This is a genomic window from Bacillus cereus group sp. N21 (genome assembly GCF_016483395.1).
In the GTDB taxonomy this organism is placed as follows: Bacteria; Bacillota; Bacilli; order Bacillales; family Bacillaceae_G; genus Bacillus_A; species Bacillus_A pseudomycoides.
The window spans coordinates 133,931-150,470 of record NZ_JAEHBX010000002.1 but is presented as its reverse complement, the minus strand read 5'-3'; the positions used below and the strand labels follow the sequence as shown (position 1 = coordinate 150,470).

Sequence of the window (16,540 nt, the reverse complement as noted above, 5' to 3'; positions counted from 1 at the left end):
CATACGAAAGTATAGGACTCTTTGTGCATAGGGCGCAAAGAGTTTTTTTATTGCAAAGTTTTAAACTGAAGGAGGATATAACAATGGAGCAAAAGCCAGTGTTAGACATTCATGAAGTACCGAAACCCGGAAAATGGTTATTTTTAAGTATACAACATTTGTTCGCGATGTTTGGATCAACAGTGCTTGTTCCGTTTTTAACAGGACTGAATCCATCAGTAGCTTTAATCTCCAGTGGATTAGGAACACTCGCGTTTATTCTTATAACAAAAGGTCAAGTACCAGCATATCTAGGCTCATCATTCGCGTTTATCGCACCGATTATTACGGCGAAGACAGCAGGAGGACCAGGAGCAGCAATGCTTGGTGGTTTACTAGCAGGACTTGTATACATCTTAATTTCACTTGGAATTAAGAAATCGGGATCAGCATGGATTATGAAGTTACTCCCACCAATTGTCGTTGGTCCAGTTGTAATGGTTATCGGATTAGCATTAGCACACACAGCAGTGAATATGGCAATGAATGATGCAGATGGCAAGTATAGTGTTACACACTTCTCAGTAGCATTAGTAACGCTAGCAATTACAATCATTTGCTCTATATTCGGAAGAGGATTTTTCAGCATCATACCAGTTCTATTAGGGATTATCGGAGGATATATCTTCGCTTACTTCCAAGGATTGGTGGACTTAAAGCCAGTAGCTGAGGCGAAATGGTTTGATGTACCAGACTTTGTCGTACCATTTGTAACTTACACGCCAGAGTTTTCATGGAAGATTGTACTCTTAATGGTGCCAGTAGCACTTGTAACAATTTCAGAACATATCGGGCATCAAATTGTACTTGGAAATGTTATTAAGCGAGATTTAATTGAAAAACCAGGTTTACATCGCTCGATTTTTGGAGATGGTGTAGCGACATTAATCGCATCAGTAATTGGTGGACCACCAAATACAACATACGGTGAAAACATAGGTGTGCTGGCAATTACGAGAGCTTACAGTGTATACTTATTCATCGGATCAGCAGTCTTCGCGATTATGTTCGGATTTATTGGTAAGATTTCCGCACTGATTCACTCGATTCCAACACCAGTTATGGGGGGCGTATCAATCTTACTCTTTGGAGTAATCGCATCAAGCGGTTTACGCATGATGGTAGATGATAAAACAGACTTAAGCGACAAACGAAACTTAATGATTGCATCAGTGATTTTGGTAATCGGTATTGGTGGCGCGGTACTTCGTGTCGGAGAATCATTCCAAGTAGAAGGAATGGCGCTTGCAGCAATCGTTGGCGTACTGTTAAATCTACTGTTACCTGAAATGAAACAGAAACAACAATCTAAGCAGATTGCTTCATAAAAACAACCTTTTAATTCAGTCCTGTGAGACCGAAAAGGGTGGCTTTTTTCTCGCACCCTAGTCTCATACGATTAGGGTATTTTTATGCAATCGTTGTTATATAAATACAAAAGTGTTATCATAAAAATCAGAAAGATGAGGGATGACAATGAGCCATTTGTTAACGATGAGTGAATTATCGAAAGAAGAGATTTCAGAAATCCTAAAAGACGCAGAAGATTTCGCAAATGGAAGAAGTAAAAAAACAACAGAGCAAACGTTTGTAGCGAACTTATTTTTCGAAAATAGTACGAGAACAAAGTTTAGCTTCGAAGTTGCCGAGAAGAGATTAGGACTAGACGTATTAAACTTCTCAGCAGATTCTTCTAGCGTACAAAAAGGAGAAACATTATACGATACGATAAGAACACTAGAATCAATCGGAACAAAAGCAGTAGTCATCCGCCATCAGCAAGATCGCTACTTCGATGAGCTAAAAGATAAAGTAAATATTCCAATCCTAAATGCTGGAGATGGATGTGGAAATCATCCCACACAATGCTTGCTAGACCTTTTAACAATTAAACAAGAGTTTGGAAGCTTCGAAGGATTAAAGATTGCAATTGTTGGAGATATCCGCCATAGCCGAGTAGCCCGCTCTAATGCTGAAGCATTAACGAAACTAGGAGCAACAATTTACTTTGCTAGCCCAGAAGAGTGGAAAGATGAAACTAACACATTCGGAACATACAGAAGTTTAGATGAACTTGTTCCAGAAGTTGATGTGATGATGTTACTTCGTGTGCAACATGAGCGTCATGACCATTATGAAACAGACATCATGAAAGAGTATCATGAACAGCACGGATTAACAATTGAACGAGAAAAACGTATGAAACAAGGAAGCATTATTATGCATCCAGCTCCTATAAACCGCGATGTAGAAATTGCGAGCGAACTCGTTGAGTGTGAGCGTTCCCGCATTTTCAAACAGATGGAAAACGGAGTTTACGTAAGAATGGCTGTACTAAAACGCGCATTACCAAATGTATTAGGAGGAATGAAACATGAATTATTTGTTTAAAAATGGACGTTATCTAAATGAAGAAGGAAAAATTGTAGCAACAGATCTTCTTGTACAAGACGGTAAAATTGCGAAAGTAGCAGAAAATATTACGGCAGATAATGTTGAAGTAATCGATGTAAATGGAAAATTAATCGCACCTGGACTAGTAGATGTACACGTTCATCTTCGCGAACCAGGTGGTGAACATAAAGAAACAATTGAAACAGGTACGCTTGCAGCAGCAAAAGGTGGATTTACAACAATTTGCGCAATGCCAAATACACGCCCAGTACCAGATAGCAAAGAACATATGGAAGACTTACAAAAACGAATTAAAGAAAAAGCACATGTAAATGTACTGCCATATGGCGCAATTACAGTACGTCAAGCAGGTTCTGAAATGACAGACTTTGAAACATTAAAAGAACTTGGAGCATTCGCGTTTACTGATGATGGAGTAGGCGTACAAGATGCAAGCATGATGCTAGCTGCTATGAAACGTGCAGCAAAATTAAATATGGCAGTCGTTGCACACTGTGAAGAAAATACACTAATTAATAAAGGTTGTGTACATGAAGGGAAGTTTTCTAAGGAACACGGATTAAACGGTATCCCATCAGTATGTGAATCTGTACATATTGCCCGGGACATATTACTTGCGGAAGCGGCAGATTGCCACTATCACGTATGTCACGTAAGTACAAAAGGATCTGTACGAGTGATTCGTGATGCAAAACGTGCTGGAATTAAAGTGACAGCAGAAGTAACACCGCACCACTTAGTATTATGTGAAGATGATATCCCAGGTGTTGATCCAAACTTTAAAATGAATCCACCGCTTCGAGGAAAAGAAGATCACGAAGCCTTAATTGAAGGATTATTAGATGGAACAATCGATATAATCGCAACAGATCATGCACCGCATGCAGCAGAAGAAAAAGCACAAGGTATTGAAAGAGCACCATTTGGAATTACTGGTTTTGAAACAGCATTCCCATTACTATATACAAACCTTGTGAAAAAGGGGATTATCACATTAGAACAATTGATTCAATTCTTAACAGAAAAACCAGCTGATACATTTGGTTTAGAAGCAGGTCGCTTGCAGGAAGGAAGAGCGGCAGATATTACAATTATCGATTTAGAACAAGAAGAAGAAATTGATCCAACAACATTCTTATCAAAAGGAAAAAATACGCCGTTTGCAGGCTGGAAGTGTCAAGGATGGCCGGTTATGACAATAGTTGGCGGTAAGATCGCATGGCAAAAGGAGAGTGCATTAGTATGAAAAGACAGCTTATCTTAGAAGATGGAACAGTATTAATTGGAAAAGGTTTCGGAGGAGAGATCGAAAAGTCAGGTGAGGTTGTATTTACAACAGGAATGACTGGATATCAAGAAACATTATCTGATCCATCATACTGCGGTCAAATTGTAACATTTACGTACCCATTAATCGGAAACTATGGCATTAACCGTGATGATTTCGAATCAATTCATCCATCTGTAAATGGTTTAATAGTAAACGAAATTTGTGATCACCCATCTAACTTCCGTAATGAAATTTCGTTAGATGATTACTTAAAAGAAAGAAATATTCCCGGACTCGCAGGAATTGATACAAGAAAATTAACGCGAAAAATTCGTCAATATGGAACACTGCGCGGGCGTCTTTGCAACATGGATGCGGATGTAGAGTACATCGTTAGCCAATTAAAAGCGACAGTCTTTACAGATCATGTGAAACGCGTATCAACAAAAGATCCATATCCAAGTCCAGGCCGTGGCCATCGTGTTGTACTTGTAGACTTCGGAATGAAGCACGGTATTTTGCGCGAGCTAAATAAACGTGATTGTGATGTAATCGTTGTACCTTACAATACAACAGCGGAAGAAATTTTACGCCTTAGTCCAGACGGAATTATGTTAAGTAATGGACCTGGTGATCCAAAAGATGTACCAGAAGCAATTGAAATGTTAAAAGAAATCATCGGAAAAGTACCTTTATTCGGGATTTGCCTTGGACATCAATTGTTTGCTCTAGCATCTGGTGCAAATACAAGTAAGTTAAAATTCGGTCACCGTGGTTTAAATCATCCAGTAAAACATCTTGCAACTGGAAAAGTAGCAATTACTTCTCAAAACCATGGTTACGCAGTAGAAGAAGCGTCAGTTGAAAATACAGATCTTGAAATTACGCATGTAGCTTTAAATGATGGAACTGTAGAAGGACTTCGTCATAAGAAGTTCCCAGCATTTACAGTGCAATATCATCCAGAAGCTTCAGCGGGACCAGAAGATGCAAATGATTTATTCGAAGATTTCTTAACAATGATTGAAAACTTCAAGAAAGAAGGGGAAGAGTTATGCCAAAACGCTTAGACATTAACACAATTTTAGTAATCGGATCAGGACCAATTGTAATTGGGCAAGCAGCGGAATTTGACTACTCTGGTACACAAGCTTGTCAATCTCTTAAAGAGGAAGGTTACAAAGTAATCCTTGTTAACTCTAACCCAGCAACAATTATGACAGATACTGCAACAGCAGATAAAGTATATATTGAACCATTAACATTAGAATTTGTAAGCCGTATTATTCGTAAAGAACGTCCAGATGCAATCTTACCAACATTAGGTGGTCAAACGGGCTTAAACATGGCTGTTGAACTTGCGAAATCAGGTGTGCTTGACGAGTGTGGAGTTGAAATTTTAGGAACAAAATTATCAGCAATTGAGCAAGCGGAAGATCGTGATCTATTCCGTACATTAATGCAAGAGTTAAATGAACCAACACCACCAAGTGAAATCATTCATACGCTTGATGAAGCATATGAATTTGTAAAAGAAATTGGGTATCCGGTAATCGTTCGCCCAGCATTTACACTTGGCGGAACAGGCGGCGGTATTTGCCACAATGAAAAAGAATTAATTGAAACCGTAACAAGTGGTTTAAAACATAGCCCGGTAACGCAATGTTTATTAGAAAAGAGTATTGCTGGTTGTAAAGAAATCGAATACGAAGTAATGCGTGATTCAAACGACAATGCCATCGTAGTATGTAACATGGAAAATATCGATCCAGTTGGGGTTCACACAGGTGATTCTATCGTTGTAGCGCCGAGCCAAACATTAAGTGACCGTGAGTATCAAATGTTACGTAACACTTCATTACGAATTATTCGTGCGTTAGGAATTGAAGGTGGATGTAACGTTCAGCTTGCACTTGATCCATATAGCTTCCAATACTATGTAATCGAAGTAAATCCACGTGTAAGTCGTTCATCTGCACTAGCATCTAAAGCAACAGGATATCCAATTGCGAAGTTAGCAGCGAAAATTGCAGTCGGCTTAACATTAGATGAAATTGTAAACCCAGTAACACAAAAAACATACGCTTGCTTCGAGCCAGCATTAGACTACGTTGTTTCAAAAATTCCGCGCTGGCCATTTGATAAGTTTGAATCAGCAAACAGAACGCTTGGTACACAGATGAAGGCAACTGGTGAAGTTATGTCTATCGGACGTAACCTAGAAGAATCATTACTAAAAGCAGTTCGTTCTCTAGAGCTTGGTATTTATCACCTAGAACTAGATCATTTAAAAGAACTTGATAAAGAAACGATGAAAAAACGTATTATAAAAGCAGATGATGAGCGCCTGTTTGTTGTAGCAGAAGCGATCCGTCAAGGTATAACGAAAGAAGAAATCAACGCATGGTGTGAAATGGACTTCTTCTTCTTACAAAAAGTCGAAAACATCGTAAACAAGGAACGCGAAGTAAAAGCGAATGTAGGAAATATGGAAGTATTACAAGAAGCAAAAGAAATGGGCTTCAGTGATCATTACATCGCAGCTGCTTGGGGTAAAACAGAACGTGAAATTTATGATGTGCGTAAAGAAAATAGCATGACGCCAGTATTCAAAATGGTAGATACTTGTGCGGCAGAATTCGAATCTGCAACACCTTACTACTACAGCACATATGGAGATGAAAATGAATCGATCGTTACAGATCGTAAAAGCGTAGTTGTACTTGGATCTGGTCCAATCCGCATCGGCCAAGGTGTTGAGTTTGACTATGCAACAGTTCACTCTGTATGGGCAATTAAAGAAGCCGGATATGAAGCAATTATTATTAACAATAACCCAGAAACAGTTTCAACAGACTTCAGTATTTCTGACAAATTATACTTTGAACCATTAACAATCGAAGATGTAATGCACATCATTGATTTAGAGAAGCCAGAAGGTGTTATCGTTCAGTTCGGTGGACAAACGGCAATTAACTTAGCTGCTAAATTAGAAGAACACGGTGTGAAAATTTTAGGAACATCACTTGAAGATTTAGACCGTGCAGAAGATCGTGATAAATTTGAAGCAGCTTTAACACAGCTTGGTATCCCGCAACCAGTTGGTAAAACAGCAACGACTGTAGAACAAGCGGTAGCAATCGCTGAAGAAATTGGTTACCCAGTATTAGTAAGACCATCTTACGTACTTGGTGGGCGTGCGATGGAAATCGTATATCGTCAAGAAGAACTACTGCATTACATGAAAAATGCGGTTAAAGTTCATGCGGATCATCCAGTATTAATTGACCGCTATATGGTTGGTAAAGAAATTGAAGTAGATGCAATTTCAGACGGTGAAAATGTATTCATTCCAGGTATTATGGAACATATTGAACGCGCTGGAGTTCACTCTGGTGACTCAATTGGAGTATACCCACCGCAAAGCTTATCTGCAAAACTGAAAGAACAAATTATCGAAAATACAATTGCACTTGGAAGAGGATTAAACATTGTTGGATTACTGAATATCCAGTTTGTAGTATTCAAAGACGAAGTGTATGTAATTGAAGTAAACCCACGTGCGAGCCGTACAGTACCATTCTTAAGTAAAATTACAGGCGTACCGATGGCGAATATCGCAACGAAAGTTATTTTAGGTCAAAATCTTGTAGAACAAGGATATGAAACTGGCTATCGCTCAGAAGAGAATGAAGTGTATGTAAAAGCTCCAGTATTCTCATTTGCGAAACTACGTTCAGTTGATACAACATTAGGGCCTGAAATGAAATCAACAGGGGAAGTAATGGGGAAAGACTTAACGCTTGAAAAAGCACTATATAAAGGACTTGTTGCTTCTGGAATTAACATTCCAACGCACGGATCAGTAATCATTACTGTGGCGGATAAAGATAAAGAAGAAGCAATGGAAATTGCAAAACGCTTCCATGAAATCGGCTATAACTTATTAGCAACAGCAGGAACAGCACAATCGTTAACAGAGAAAAGCATTCCGGTGCAAGTTGTAAACAAAATTGATTCTGAAGACTACAACTTACTTGATATTATCCGTCAAGGGAAAGCACAGTTTGTAATCAATACGTTAACAAAAGGAAAACAACCAGCGCGTGATGGTTTCCGCATTCGCCGTGAATCAGTAGAAAATGGTGTGGCTTGCTTAACTTCACTTGATACAACAAGAGCAATTTTAAGAGTACTAGAATCCATGACATTCTCAGCTCACGCAATGAAAGAAATCGCGCCAGCGCAGCGTCACGAGGTGGTACATGCATGATGCAAAAGCAAAATATGATCGTCGTTAACCAAACAGAAATCGCAAAAAATATTTATGAATTAGTGCTTCAAGGTGATCTTGTACAGCAAATGAACGAACCAGGGCAGTTTGTACACATTAAGGTAGCAGAGGGCATTACGCCCCTTCTGCGCCGCCCAATTAGTATTTGTAATGTCGATCAAGACAAGAACGAATTTACAATGCTATATCGTGCGGAAGGACAAGGAACAAAAACACTAGCAAAGAGAAAACAAGGTGAAATTGTAGATGTATTAGGACCATTAGGCCATGGTTTTCCTGTAGAAGAAGCGGAAGCTGGGCAAACAGCTCTATTAGTAGGTGGAGGGATTGGTGTACCACCACTTTATGAGTTATCACAGCGTCTTGTTGCAAAGGGTGTACGTGTCATTCACATCTTAGGTTTCCAAACAAAAGATGTTGTTTTCTACGAAGAGAAATTTGCAGAGCTTGGCGATACGTATGTGGCAACAGTTGATGGTACACATGGTACAAAGGGATTTGTAACAGATGTGATTGATGCTTATGGAATCGACTTTGACATTTTATACTCATGTGGACCTTTGGCAATGCTACGTGCATTAGAAGGTCGTTATAAAGAGAAAAAAGCCTACATTTCACTAGAAGAACGTATGGGCTGTGGTATTGGAGCATGTTTCGCATGTGTATGTCACTTGCAAGAAGATCCAAGCGGACATTCTTACAAAAAGGTGTGTAGCGACGGGCCAGTATTTCCAATCGGGGAGGTTGTACTATGAACAGATTGCAAGTTGAATTACCAGGATTATCGTTGAAAAATCCAATCATCCCAGCTTCTGGTTGCTTCGGGTTTGGTCGTGAGTATGCGCAATTTTATGATTTAAGCGTACTTGGATCAATCATGATTAAGGCAACGACAGAACAACCTCGTTATGGAAATCCAACGCCTCGTGTTGCTGAAACACCAGGCGGAATGCTAAATGCAATCGGACTTCAAAACCCTGGGCTAGAAAAGGTAATGACTTCTGAATTACCATGGCTAGAGCAATTCGATCTTCCGATTATTGCGAACGTTGCAGGTTCACAAGCTGAGGATTATGTAGCAGTTGCAAAGGAAATTTCAAAAGCACCGAATGTTCATGCGCTAGAATTAAATATTTCTTGTCCAAACGTAAAAACGGGTGGTATAGCTTTTGGTACTGTCCCAGAAATTGCTGCTGATTTAACGAAGCGAGTAAAAGAGGTTTCTGAAGTGCCGGTATATGTGAAATTGTCACCGAACGTGGCAAACATTGTAGAGATTGCGAAGGCAATTGAAAATGCAGGTGCAGACGGATTAACGATGATTAATACATTGCTTGGTATGCGTCTAGATTTAAAAACAGCAAAACCCATTTTAGCAAACCGTACAGGCGGACTATCAGGACCTGCAATTAAGCCAGTGGCGATTCGTATGGTACATGAAGTGAGTCAAGCGGTTAACATTCCGATTATCGGAATGGGCGGTATTGAATCAGCAGAAGATGTAATTGAGTTCTTTTACGCTGGTGCAAGCGCAGTTGCAGTTGGTACAGCGAACTTTGTTGATCCGTTCGTATGTCCAGCAATTATTGAAGAATTACCAGCGTTATTAGATGAATTAGGATTTGATCACATTTCGGAATGTCAGGGAAGGAGCTGGAAATAAACATGTCACAGTCTTTAATCGTTGCACTGGATTTTCCAGGTAAGGCAGAGGTAGAACAGTTTTTAAGCCACTTTGAAGGGGAACAGTTATTTGTCAAAGTTGGTATGGAGCTATTCTATAAAGAGGGACCTGCTATCATTACGTACTTAAAAGAAAAAGGGCATCAAATTTTTCTAGATTTAAAGCTCCATGATATTCCGAATACAGTAAAAAGCGCTATGCGCAGCCTAGCTAGTCTAGATGTTGATATGGTAAATGTTCATGCTGCTGGGGGAAGCAGCATGATGAAAGCTGCGGTTGAGGGATTAGTGGAAGGTAAGCAAGAAGGAAAAGAGAGACCGATTTGTATTGCAGTTACACAACTAACAAGCACTTCGGAAGCTATGATGAAAAAAGAGATTGGTATTGAGAAAACGTTAGAAGAAGCGGTTGCTCATTATGCAAAATTAACGAAAGAAAGTGGACTTGATGGTGTTGTATGTTCGACACTAGAAGTACCAAAGTTACGTGAAGTATGCGGACCTGCATTTGTAACAGTAACACCGGGGATTCGTCTTGCAAGCGATGATGTTAATGATCAAGTACGCGTAGCAACGCCAAAGCGTGCACGTGAACTTGGTTCAAGTTACATTGTAGTGGGACGTAGTATTACAAAGGCAGAAAATCCGCTTGAAGCGTATAAAACCGTAAAACAACAGTGGGAAGGTGTAACAATATGAAAAAAGAAATCGCATCTCATCTATTAGAAATTGGCGCAGTATTTTTACAACCAAATGATCCATTTACATGGTCTTCTGGTATGAAATCACCAATTTATTGTGATAATCGTTTAACGTTATCATATCCAAAAGTACGCCAAGCGATTGCGGCAGGATTAGAGAAGTTAATCGAAGAACACTTCCCCACTGTAGAAGTTATTGCAGGAACAGCAACTGCTGGTATTGCGCACGCTGCATGGGTAAGTGATCGTATGGATTTACCAATGTGCTATGTACGTAGTAAAGCAAAAGGTCATGGTAAAGGGAACCAGATTGAAGGAAAAGCAGAAAAAGGTCAAAAAGTAGTAGTAGTAGAAGACTTAATTTCAACTGGCGGCAGTGCAATTACTTGTGTAGAAGCACTTCGCGAAGCTGGCTGTGAAGTATTAGGAATCGTATCAATCTTCACGTATGAGCTTGAAGCAGGAAAAGAAAAACTAGCAGCAGCAAACGTAGCATCATATTCTCTAAGCGACTACAGTGCATTAACTGAAGTGGCAGCAGAAAAAGGTATGATCGGACAAGCTGAAACAAAAAAATTACAAGAATGGCGTAAAAATCCAGCTGACGAGGCTTGGATTACAGCCTAATTATAAAAAACACGACCGCGGGGGAAACGCGGTCGTGTTTTTTATAGAAAATATGGTTAGATAAATATCCTCTTATCCTGGTAATTCTAACAATTATTCTAGATGAGGTCCCGACACATCGCTATCAAGCTAAGCATACTAAAAGGTAATATGGTAGTGCATTTTTATTGATTCTCTATGAATACACTAAAAATGGGCATGACAAAAAACTATTTAATGGTTTTTTTTTATTTTTATGTGGATTTTCGTATTTGTAACATCTTACAATACATAACACCCAAAATATCAAAAATCGTTTTCTTTTCGTAACGGTGCGATTTCCGTTCGTTTTTCTTCATTTTTTAACCAAGTTTTAAAATCCATCATCATCCTTCTTTCTTCAATTGTGTTCCGTAAAACGGATCTATTATATATATTAAGTTTAACAAGTTAACGGAAGACATCTTCTGTTAACTAAAAAAAATTTGCTATATTTATTCAGTTCTTTAATAAAGTGAAACTTTAATCAGTGGGGGTTTTCTCCATCCTCCACTGATTATTAGTTGAACCAATCGGGCTTTTATGGGCAGTTTATCTCCCACTTAACTTCTTTGCTTTCATAGAATTTTGAGGTGGGAGTATTACTGCCCGTTAACGCGGGATAAATGGAGAGATATTCATTTGTTAAAAAAATAAGAATTGAAGATTTTTCTATTTTTTTACAAATAGCACACAAAAAAGACATACTTCTAGGCTATTTTTATATACAGGAATTATTTTTTTGAAATGGTTAACTACATATAAAGGAGACTTCAAAATGGATATGGATTCATATTATTGGGAAATGGTTAAGAAGAATATTGGTGTGTATTCTGAACAGGAACAAGAATGTCTTCGAAATAAGAAGGTTATTATTTTTGGATTAGGGGGTGTAGGTGGATATGAAGCAATTCTCTTCTCTCGGATGGGGATTGGGCATATTACAGGCGTTGATCCAGATGAATTTGAAATATCTAATATTAACAGACAAATGTTAGCACTTTCTAGTGTTATAGGTGAACCAAAAGCAAAAGTTGCAGAACAGGTTGTAAAAGATATACATCCCTATATATCAACAAACTTTATACAAACAAGAGTAGATGAAGATAATGTAATCGAACTTATAAAAGGGCACGATATTGTAGTAGAAGCCGTAGATGATATGCCTTCAAGAGTTATTATACATAGAACTGCTAGAGAATTAGGTATACCAAGTGTGGGGATGTCAGGTAGTCCTCCCACAAGAGGATTTGTTTCTACATTTTTTCCAACTGGAATTCCTTATGAGGAAGCATTGAATGTATCTATTGTAGGAGGCAAATTAACAAATCACGAATTAAGACAACAAATTGCGGATATAAAGAAAAGTCGAGCTTGGTATTCTGTAGAAAAAGGGGCACCAAAAGAGTGGGCACAAGATTTTTGTGATGGAAAAGCAGGATGGATTATCACGCCGATGCGTGCCCATCTATTGTCATTATTTAGCTTTCATGAAGCAATCCAAGTGTTAACTGGTCGTGAACCGTTAGCGAGAGCTCCAAAAGGGATTGTTATTGATGTAAATAGCCAGAACCCCGTCCAAGTAAAAAATGCACCAAAAGATGGTTGGGATTATACAACACTGTAAGGAGGAAAATAATTTGTTAACAAAAAATAAAAATACGCAAGATATATATGAAGAAAGTTTCACGCGAAATATTGGCGTCATTTCTGTAGAGGAGCAAGAAAAATTAAAAAATGCTCGCGTTACTGTAGTTGGAGCAGGGGGAGTAGGAGGAATTACACTCATTCAATTGGCACGAATGGGTGTAGGTTCTTTACATGTTATTGATCAAGATGTATTTGAAGCAAGTAATATCAATCGACAAATGCTAAGTTCCATCAGTAAATTAGGACAGCAAAAAGCAGAGGTCGCTTTAGAAGTTTTGCAAGACATTAATCCATTATTACAAATAGAGATAACAAAAGAATTTGTTACCGAGGACAATGCATTAGAACTTCTAACGAATGCAGATGTCATTATAGATGCAACTGACAATTTAGTAGCGAGAGTAATTATCCATCGTACAGCTCAGAAACTAGGAATCCCTTCTATTTGGATTGCGGTTACCCCCCCCTTTAGAGGTGGCGTCATGTCTTTAACTCCTAACTCTACGCCCTATGAAATTGCGTTAGGATATCCGTCTTATCAACAAGAGCTAACACCAGAAATGCAAAATAAAATTCATGAATTAAAAGATGGACGTGCTCTTCATTCCGTTACATATGGCGCGGATGAGAAATGGGCAAGCAGTTATGTACAAAAAGATCGTCCATGGGCTGTATTGTCTCCCGTTGCGAATATAGTAGGCATTCTAGCAAGCTTTGAAGCATTTAAATTTATGATAAATCGAGAAGAGTTAAGACCTGTAATAAGTCCAAATTTAATTCAAATTAACCTTGCAAACCAGAATATAGTACAAGTCTCTATACCGGAAAATGGTAGTTGGGACTATACCACACTATAGATGAGAGAAAAGATTATGCTTCCTTTTTTGTTACTTGGAATAATTGTAATGCTCGCTCTACTTATAAAGGATTATGCACTAGCTGGTGCGGCTTGCTTATTAGGAATTTTACTTGCTGTTGGACAAAAAACTTTATTACATTTTATTCAACAATACTCTTTTCAAATTGGTATTTTCTTTCTTATGTTATTCTTTTTAATTCCAATTGCATCAGGGAAGATTACAAACGAAAACGTAGTAAAATTAATTGCTTCCCCTATGGGATTAGGGTCCATTCTTGCAGGTTTCACTGTGTCATACATAGGAGGGAAGGGTGTAGGAATTCTATCTATGAATCCTACGATATTGTTAGGTGTCTTAATAGGGACTCTTGTTGCCGTATTATTTACAAAAGGTTTACCAGCCGGATTAATTATTGCGGCTGGAATAATAGCTATTATTTCTATGAAATGAAAGGGACATTCTAAATGAAGATAAAATGGACACATATTAGTTTAGTAGGGATTTTTTTTATAATGCTTATGTCTGGTTGTTCTAATATAAAAGAAACTTCTCAAAATGCTCAGACTCCTAAAGTAGTAAAACAAGAATTAGAAATTCAGCAAGGAGAAGAAAAATTATTTTTGCTTCATAAAAACTTAAATAATAAAAAACAGTATAAATCCGATGAAATTGTCTTATTTTTAGAACCATTTAGTGTACCTACAGCTCAAGCATTTGATGTACCAAAATATTCGTGGATGGATGAGTATGCCAAAAAAGGATATGATACTTGGGCCATGGATTTTCGAGGGTTTGGTCATTCTTCTCGCCCTAAAGAAATGTCAGATCCTCCTTCCCAAAATCGTCCGGTTATTCATCTGAATGATGCAACTAAGGATCTAGAAACAGTTGTAAAGTGGATCCAAAAGAAAAGAAATGTGAAAAAGATTCATATAATAGGATGGTCATATGGAGGTGTTGTCGCTGGAAATTATGCAATATCCCATCCTCAAGACATTAATAAACTTATTTTATATGGGTATATGCATGGATTCACACTTCCTATGATGACAAAATCTCTTGAAAATCCATTACAACCTAATCAATTTAATCCTGAAGCATCAGCCTATCAAATGGTGGACTTTGATAAAGGAATGCATCATTGGCATATGATGATGGGAAAGAAAACAATCGTTACAAATGAAGCAATGGATGCCGTAAAACAAGTATTTATCAATTCGGATCCTATGAGTAAGAAAAATAATCAAACTATTCGTCGACCAATTGGTCCACTAGAGGATTTGTTTTACATTTGGAAAAATCAGCCTTTATATGATGTATCTAAAATTAACGTTCCAGTACTTGTCATTTATGGAGAAGATGACACGTTTGCAGACCGAAATATGATGTCAAAACTAACAGGTACAAAACAAAAAAAAGAAGTTGTAATCCCCGATGCAACGCACTGGGCTGTTTATGAAAAGAATCGTAATAGCCTATTCGAACAAACGTTAAACTTTATAGAAATGAAAGAAGGAAAAAAGGAATGAATAAGGGTATAACAATATTGGATGCCACCTTACGTGAAGGAGAACAACAATGTGGTATTCGTTTCTCCAAGGAAGATAAAATTACCTTACTCCATATGTTAGAGAATTTTGGAGTAACTCTTATCGAGGTTGGACACCCGGGTATTTCTGAAGAAGAAGAAGAGATTTGCCGAGAAGTTGCAGCCTCTGCAAAGTACGCTGAAATACTTATGCATGCTCGGGCAAAAAAAGAAGAAGTTCATGCGGCTTATCGTGCTGGTGCCGATTGGATAGGAATCTGGGCGTCTATTAACCCCATTTCTTTACAAACAAAGTACACCAATAGATCAAAAGACTACGTTATTAATCAAGTGAAACAAGCTATTGAAGAAGCAAAATCTTTAGGGATGAAAATCCGTTTTACTATTGAAGATGCTTCGCGAACTGAATGGGAAGATATCGCCTACATTGGACAGGTTGCACATGTAGCTGGAGCAGACCGAATCAGTTTAGCAGACACTGTAGGAATTTGGGAACCAAGTCAGTGTGCGACAATCGTGAAGAAATCTGTTGAGACATTCCCTTGTGAGATTGAAGTTCATCTTCATAATGATTTAGGACTAGCCATGGCAAATGCTCTTGCTGCAATCGATTCAGGGGCATCTGTCATTGATACTACATTGTGCGGAATAGGTGAACGTGCTGGGATTGTTGACTTGCTAAATTTATCAGTATTTTTATCTCAAAAGCGTAATCTTCAGTACTTTAAACTACAGATGATTCCTGAATTGACTCAATCTCTTCAATTAGCTACTGGTTGTAAAGTAGATCATTGGAGACCGATTATTGGAAAGAACATATTTACTCATACGGCACCTTATCATAAAAAAGCTGTTCAGCAGAATGACTCAGCATACGAGGGTATTCAGCCTGAAATGATAGGAAGAGTAAGGAACATTCAACAAACATGCATAGAAAGAAAAGGGCCAAGGCTTTCAAAGTCTCTCCGAGTTAGTAAACCATTTGTAAAGGGAGCATCTGAGCTTTTATATCATCGCGATGGTCCAGGAGAGCGGTGGGTGCAGATGGATTATAGAACGGATGAACGGGCTTCATTTTATGTGATACAGCGTGTATTCTACGGTGCGCATATGGATGATAACTTAGAAGGACATGTAGATATTCACGCACATCATTGTGATAGTGCCTTTATCTTCTGGGGGAATAAAATAGATGGTACAGGCCTTGTATGTGAAGTGGAAATTGAAGGAGAGTCTCAAATCATTGAGAGTCCTGCATCTGTTTTTATTCCAGCGGGTTTCAAGCATAGGTATAAGTACCTTTCGGGTATAGGAACATATACAAATATCGTACTAGCACCTAATTATAATTCTAGTTTGTTAGAGGATAATTTATCAAAAATGCATGTATAATGGGTAATCTAAAATGCCATTAAGTTAAAATACATTTGCATC

At 38.2% G+C, this 16,540-nt stretch carries 14 protein-coding genes; all 14 read left to right on the top strand.

Features of this window, described 5'->3' with window-relative positions; genetic code table 11:
* Window positions 1-83 precede the first annotated feature (83 nt).
* The 14 genes from uraA to JDS96_RS01710 all read left to right on the top strand — a co-directional run bounded on the left by uraA (window position 84) and on the right by JDS96_RS01710 (window position 16,498).
* On the top strand, window positions 84-1,367 hold the full coding sequence (gene uraA, locus JDS96_RS01775; RefSeq protein ID WP_199665821.1) for a uracil permease: 1,284 nt from the start codon (window positions 84-86) through the stop codon (window positions 1,365-1,367).
* Between the two features lie 148 nt (window positions 1,368-1,515).
* Window positions 1,516-2,430, top strand: coding sequence for an aspartate carbamoyltransferase (gene pyrB, locus JDS96_RS01770; protein ID WP_018764748.1), 915 nt, complete (start codon window positions 1,516-1,518; stop codon window positions 2,428-2,430).
* Window positions 2,414-3,700, top strand: a complete 1,287-nt coding sequence (gene pyrC / locus JDS96_RS01765; protein WP_018764747.1) for a dihydroorotase — start codon at window positions 2,414-2,416, stop codon at window positions 3,698-3,700. Before pyrB ends, pyrC begins: the two co-directional genes overlap by 17 nt.
* Window positions 3,697-4,794, top strand: a complete 1,098-nt coding sequence (locus JDS96_RS01760) for a carbamoyl phosphate synthase small subunit (RefSeq protein WP_018764746.1) — start codon at window positions 3,697-3,699, stop codon at window positions 4,792-4,794. The genes pyrC and JDS96_RS01760 overlap by 4 nt, the downstream gene beginning before the upstream one ends.
* On the top strand, window positions 4,779-7,997 hold the full coding sequence (gene carB, locus JDS96_RS01755) for a carbamoyl-phosphate synthase large subunit (RefSeq protein WP_098135681.1): 3,219 nt from the start codon (window positions 4,779-4,781) through the stop codon (window positions 7,995-7,997). The genes JDS96_RS01760 and carB overlap by 16 nt, the downstream gene beginning before the upstream one ends.
* The gene (pyrK, locus tag JDS96_RS01750) at window positions 7,994-8,773 is read left to right on the top strand and encodes a dihydroorotate oxidase B electron transfer subunit (RefSeq protein ID WP_018764744.1); all 780 of its coding nucleotides are present in this window, start codon (window positions 7,994-7,996) and stop codon (window positions 8,771-8,773) included. Before carB ends, pyrK begins: the two co-directional genes overlap by 4 nt.
* Window positions 8,770-9,681 carry a dihydroorotate oxidase B catalytic subunit gene (pyrD, locus tag JDS96_RS01745; RefSeq protein WP_199665820.1) on the top strand — a complete coding sequence of 304 codons (912 nt, stop codon included), beginning with the start codon at window positions 8,770-8,772 and terminating at the stop codon, window positions 9,679-9,681. Before pyrK ends, pyrD begins: the two co-directional genes overlap by 4 nt.
* Window positions 9,682-9,683: 2 nt before the next feature.
* Window positions 9,684-10,400, top strand: coding sequence for an orotidine-5'-phosphate decarboxylase (pyrF, locus tag JDS96_RS01740; protein WP_199665819.1), 717 nt, complete (start codon window positions 9,684-9,686; stop codon window positions 10,398-10,400).
* Window positions 10,397-11,029 (top strand): orotate phosphoribosyltransferase, encoded by a 633-nt coding sequence (pyrE, locus tag JDS96_RS01735; RefSeq protein WP_016116008.1) that lies wholly within the window; start codon window positions 10,397-10,399, stop codon window positions 11,027-11,029. Before pyrF ends, pyrE begins: the two co-directional genes overlap by 4 nt.
* Before the next feature lie 796 nt (window positions 11,030-11,825).
* A complete protein-coding gene (locus tag JDS96_RS01730; RefSeq protein ID WP_033798445.1) occupies window positions 11,826-12,674 on the top strand; it encodes a HesA/MoeB/ThiF family protein in 849 nt (282 codons plus the stop codon).
* A gap of 13 nt (window positions 12,675-12,687) precedes the next feature.
* Window positions 12,688-13,554, top strand: a complete 867-nt coding sequence (locus tag JDS96_RS01725; RefSeq protein WP_199665818.1) for a HesA/MoeB/ThiF family protein — start codon at window positions 12,688-12,690, stop codon at window positions 13,552-13,554.
* 15 nt (window positions 13,555-13,569) lie between these two features.
* A complete protein-coding gene (locus JDS96_RS01720; RefSeq protein ID WP_033798446.1) occupies window positions 13,570-14,007 on the top strand; it encodes a DUF441 family protein in 438 nt (145 codons plus the stop codon).
* Between the two features lie 14 nt (window positions 14,008-14,021).
* Window positions 14,022-15,086, top strand: a complete 1,065-nt coding sequence (locus tag JDS96_RS01715; RefSeq protein WP_018780909.1) for an alpha/beta hydrolase — start codon at window positions 14,022-14,024, stop codon at window positions 15,084-15,086.
* On the top strand, window positions 15,083-16,498 hold the full coding sequence (locus tag JDS96_RS01710; protein ID WP_199665817.1) for a homocitrate synthase/isopropylmalate synthase family protein: 1,416 nt from the start codon (window positions 15,083-15,085) through the stop codon (window positions 16,496-16,498). The genes JDS96_RS01715 and JDS96_RS01710 overlap by 4 nt, the downstream gene beginning before the upstream one ends.
* The last annotated feature ends 42 nt before the right edge of the window (window positions 16,499-16,540 follow it).

Excerpts from the sequence above, each read along its gene's own strand:
- uraA (WP_199665821.1), top strand. The coding sequence starts at position 84 with ATGGAGCAAAAGCCAGTGTTAGACATTCATGAAGTACCGAAACCCGGA.
- pyrB (WP_018764748.1), top strand. The coding sequence starts at position 1,516 with ATGAGCCATTTGTTAACGATGAGTGAATTATCGAAAGAAGAGATTTCA.
- pyrC (WP_018764747.1), top strand. The coding sequence starts at position 2,414 with ATGAATTATTTGTTTAAAAATGGACGTTATCTAAATGAAGAAGGAAAA.
- JDS96_RS01760 (WP_018764746.1), top strand. The coding sequence starts at position 3,697 with ATGAAAAGACAGCTTATCTTAGAAGATGGAACAGTATTAATTGGAAAA.
- carB (WP_098135681.1), top strand. The coding sequence starts at position 4,779 with ATGCCAAAACGCTTAGACATTAACACAATTTTAGTAATCGGATCAGGA.
- pyrK (WP_018764744.1), top strand. The coding sequence starts at position 7,994 with ATGATGCAAAAGCAAAATATGATCGTCGTTAACCAAACAGAAATCGCA.
- pyrD (WP_199665820.1), top strand. The coding sequence starts at position 8,770 with ATGAACAGATTGCAAGTTGAATTACCAGGATTATCGTTGAAAAATCCA.
- pyrF (WP_199665819.1), top strand. The coding sequence starts at position 9,684 with ATGTCACAGTCTTTAATCGTTGCACTGGATTTTCCAGGTAAGGCAGAG.
- pyrE (WP_016116008.1), top strand. The coding sequence starts at position 10,397 with ATGAAAAAAGAAATCGCATCTCATCTATTAGAAATTGGCGCAGTATTT.
- JDS96_RS01730 (WP_033798445.1), top strand. The coding sequence starts at position 11,826 with ATGGATATGGATTCATATTATTGGGAAATGGTTAAGAAGAATATTGGT.
- JDS96_RS01720 (WP_033798446.1), top strand. The coding sequence starts at position 13,570 with ATGCTTCCTTTTTTGTTACTTGGAATAATTGTAATGCTCGCTCTACTT.
- JDS96_RS01715 (WP_018780909.1), top strand. The coding sequence starts at position 14,022 with ATGAAGATAAAATGGACACATATTAGTTTAGTAGGGATTTTTTTTATA.
- JDS96_RS01710 (WP_199665817.1), top strand. The coding sequence starts at position 15,083 with ATGAATAAGGGTATAACAATATTGGATGCCACCTTACGTGAAGGAGAA.